Source organism: Burkholderia sp. (genome assembly GCF_018375725.1).
Lineage (GTDB): Bacteria > Pseudomonadota > Gammaproteobacteria > Burkholderiales > Burkholderiaceae > Burkholderia.
Window position 1 is genome coordinate 1 of sequence record NZ_JAHACR010000367.1, and the last position, 3,750, is coordinate 3,750.

Below are 3,750 nucleotides of genomic sequence, written 5' to 3' on the forward strand. Positions count from 1 at the left end.
CGCGGGCTGATGTTGCGGGGCGTTGATTCGGCCTCAGTCCATTGCGATGGCTGCGCGCTTACCCATGGATCAATGCCTTGCTTCTGCACTTTTTCGAGAAACGCCACGCGTGTGCGCCAGTAATCCGCTTGCAATTTCGCATCGATGATCCGCTGCTCCGCAGTGAACAATTCCATGCGCGCGGTCACCAGCATCGGCGCAGCGGTTTTTTCCGGTGTGGGAGCGTGACGCATCGCCCAACGGTTGATCCAGTTCACCATGTTGACCTCCCCGAGATAATGAACGAACCCGCATCGGGCAATCGCAATCAGCCGTGCGCCTGCCCGAACGCATCACGGCCGTTACCGTATTTCACCGTCGGTGTTCCATGCGCTTTCCCGGTTTTCCGCTATCGCCAGGGGGCTTCGCGGCGTTCGGCGAATGCATGGCGCGTATCGACGCATTTGGCATGGGCGAGACGCGGCTGCGCTGCCGACGCCATGCAATGAGTAACGGGAAACGTGATGCGAGACAGCCGCCGCACGATGGCTGATAGATATTTGGACATGATTTCCCCGACCCCGCTGGATTGTTTGTCGCGCCCATTGAGCCGTCTTGGCATAGGGATACCTGGCGCGTGGGAGAAATGATGCAAGTTGCAGACCAACCCCGGAGATACCAATGGATCTGGGGCGGCCCGGTCGCCAGCGATACGGCGATGAAACCTTCGGAAGGCGACTTTGTTTCAGGCGAGAAACGTCGGGTCGTCGGTGCGGGGGGGGCGGAGTATCAGGCCAGATGGGAATCGGCGAGAAAGAGCGGAGCTGTGCATCGGTCGCGCCACTGTGATCTGGCGGTATGAATCGCGGCCGAACCCACAGAAATGTTTCAACTACACAACATGGCCGGAGGCGCGTTTCGGAATGAGTCCGTCGGATGAGACCCGGCGGCATTCTGCCGACTTCTTGCCGGATATCGAATGTGCCGGGTTCATGGATCAAGGGACGATGGCCATTACCGTATAAACCCACCCCAAATCTAGCTCAGCCTCCGCTTGCGGTCGCACTAAAATTAATCGCAGCACCAGCGGACGAATACACATTGTCGGCCGTGTCTGAAACCACGAAATGTCAGCGTGGGGTGGGGGGTGGGAAGCCAAACGGCACTCAAGACTGCCATGGAAGCGGTTCGCCATATCCAGGATCCGATACCGCCATGGGATGACATCCTGACTGCATCGCGCGCGGTCGTCGGTTCGGATGCAGCTTCGCTCATCATGTTCGGCGGCGAGCAGGACTTGTTGCTGATGCGTCATCAGGGTTTTGACGCAGCGGCCGAGAAAGAGTATTGCGAGCATGCTTACTAGCACGATGCCATCGCGGAGGCGGCGCTGCGCAGTCCGGCCGGAAAATGGTGGGATACCTTCGAGCTGCAACGCAGAGGGGGTGCGGCTCGGCATCCGTTCTATGCCGATTACATGCCGCGCCATCGTATGCGTCAGATCATGGCCTTTGTGATTCTTGGCGGCCCCGACCGACGCGCGGCTATCAGCTTTCAGCGGCAGACCGCGAAGGAACACGCGATCGACAGTCTCACTCATGGCCGCGTGGCGACGTACTTGCGCATACTTGCTCACGCCATCGCCGAGCGTGAGCGGCAGGGCAATGTGCAACTCGAAACGCTCGAAGCCACGCTCAGCGGGCTGGGTGAGGCCACCTTCATTGCGAGCCCGAATGGCCGGATTCAGCGCTGCTCGACTCGCGTCGTTGAAATGCTGCGCGAAGCCGGCATGCTCGGTAGCTCCGAGCACATCCTGACCCATTATCGTCCGGACGTTATCGCGGGACTATTGACTGCGCTCAATACCAGCGCCCAGCAGGGCAACGCGACATCGTTCGCGGCGCCGACTTCCTGGGGGCAGTGCATCCGTTTGTCCTGCACACGCCAGTCAGAGCTGGTGCGGTTGGGGGCTTTGTTGTTGTAGACCCTGTCCAGTGAGTGTTGATGGAGGGAACATGGACGGCTTGGGCGACCTATTGCTGACTCTGTATCGCAGCGCACGCGAGGTTCCGCTCGAGGAATTCCAGGAGCAAGCCCTCACGTTGCTCAAGGCGTTATTGCCTTTCGATGCAGCACGATGGGGCTCGGGAATCCGCGACGCGCAGGGTGTGGTGTTTCACGCGCCGTATCTCTTCAACGACTCGCCGGACAGTTTGCATGACTACGCACCAGTGCGTGACCAGGACAAGGTCGCTTTTTACTGCATGGCGCACCCTGGTGTCACCGTGAATTGCTACTTGCCGGAGCAATCCCGACATTCGAAAGAACTGGAAGACTACGCGCTGCGTTATGGTCACGAGCATGGCCTTGTCACCGGATTCCATAATCCTGAAACGGGTGTGCTGGTCTCCGTTTCGCTATATCGCGCCTCGAAAGAACGAGCCTTCTCCGAGGCCCAGCGTCAATTGATGCAGGCGGTGTTTCCACATCTCCAGGAGGCACTCAAGATTAGCCAGACGCTACAGGCAGAGCGTTACCGTGAGGCGGGCGGCGGCCGATGGAGTGTCGCGGTGGCGGACCTGGGCGGGGTGCTATGTTTCGCGGAACCGCGATTCAGCGAGGCGTTGCAGACGGAATGGCCGGGCGCGTCCCGGCACGTGGTGCCGCGCGAACTTTTCCGGCATCTGCTCGCGACGCCATACCAGCCGTTCGCCGGGCGCCAAATCGTGGTGACCCCCTGCATTACGAAGCACCTGATGTTCCTGAAGGTGCGCGCCCGCGAGGCGCTCGACAGTCTGACTCACAGAGAGCGCGAAATTGCCGAGCTCGTGGCCGCCGGCCTGACCCATAAAGAAGTGGCGAAAACGCTGAAGATTTCCCCAGCGACAGTGAACAATCACCTGCGGGCGATTCATGACCGGATGGGCGTACACAACAACGCCGAACTTGCCGCGCAGTTGCGGCTTGCCAGCCCCTAATTACTCGGCAACCACTCGGACGGCAGCTTTTCGAGATGCATGAAGTGCCCCGCATTCAACAGTCGTGTGGTTGCGCGCGGGAAATAGCGGCGCCAGGCATGTTCGGCTGTCGGCGCATCCACCAGGACGTCCTGTGTCCCGAGGACGAGTGTGACCGGGCCGGTTACGACGGTTTGTATATTCAGCGTCGGCGTTTTCCAAAAGTCCTCAAGGATGACTTTACAAGTGTTGAAGTCAACCCACGGTTTCGTGGCTATCACATCGTAGAACCAGAGTCGGCGCTCTTCGGAGCCGGCTCCCCAGTAGGCGCTCAGGAAATCTGGCACATCACGGATGGCTTCGACGAGTGTCCAAACGTCGGCGAAGCTGGTACCGGGGCGTTTCGCTCGATGTGCAACCGAAAGCAGCCGAGCCGGATTCGGGGCAGTTGGCGCGAGGTGCTCGGCTAAGCGAGCCAGTGCCTCGGCCACATCAAATGTTGGCGCTAGCAGGGTCACGGTGCCAATGCACGTCGGCATTCGAGTGGCGAGGTCAAGGGCGATGCGCGCACCGAATGAATGGGCCAACAGATTCACCTTGCCCTGACCGGCCAACCGTCTGGCCTGGAGCAGAGTGTCGTCGAGCAGCGCCTGATACGGCTTGGCAAAGAGTACCTCGAAATGTGGCTGGTCCCACCAGTGGATATCGAGGCTGTTGCCGTACAGTTCACGCTCCACAATGGCGGACAGTCCGGGTCCCCCATGCAGGAACAGAGTGGTCGGCTGATTCACGCGCTACTCCCGATTGGCGATTG

At 60.0% G+C, this 3,750-nt stretch carries 5 protein-coding genes; 3 read left to right on the forward strand and 2 right to left on the reverse strand.

From position 1 onward, the window contains the following. The coding region (locus tag KH616_RS22800) for a hypothetical protein (RefSeq protein WP_292252167.1) at positions 1-260 on the reverse strand (260 nt) is incomplete at its 3' end. An 896-nt stretch (positions 261-1,156) separates the two neighbouring features. Here KH616_RS22800 and KH616_RS22805 point away from each other — a divergent pair. The 3 genes from KH616_RS22805 to KH616_RS22815 all read left to right on the forward strand — a co-directional run bounded on the left by KH616_RS22805 (position 1,157) and on the right by KH616_RS22815 (position 2,957). Continuing rightward, the gene (locus tag KH616_RS22805) at positions 1,157-1,345 is read left to right on the forward strand and encodes a hypothetical protein (protein ID WP_292252168.1); all 189 of its coding nucleotides are present in this window, start codon (positions 1,157-1,159) and stop codon (positions 1,343-1,345) included. A gap of 126 nt (positions 1,346-1,471) precedes the next feature. After that, on the forward strand, positions 1,472-1,963 hold the full coding sequence (locus tag KH616_RS22810; protein WP_292252169.1) for a hypothetical protein: 492 nt from the start codon (positions 1,472-1,474) through the stop codon (positions 1,961-1,963). A gap of 31 nt (positions 1,964-1,994) precedes the next feature. Further along, a complete protein-coding gene (locus KH616_RS22815; protein WP_292252170.1) occupies positions 1,995-2,957 on the forward strand; it encodes a helix-turn-helix transcriptional regulator in 963 nt (320 codons plus the stop codon). Here the strand turns inward: KH616_RS22815 and KH616_RS22820 are convergent. Then, positions 2,954-3,727, reverse strand: a complete 774-nt coding sequence (locus tag KH616_RS22820; protein WP_292252171.1) for an alpha/beta hydrolase — start codon at positions 3,725-3,727, stop codon at positions 2,954-2,956. The two genes, KH616_RS22815 and KH616_RS22820, sit on opposite strands and share 4 nt — an antisense overlap. Between the last annotated feature and the right edge of the window lie 23 nt (positions 3,728-3,750).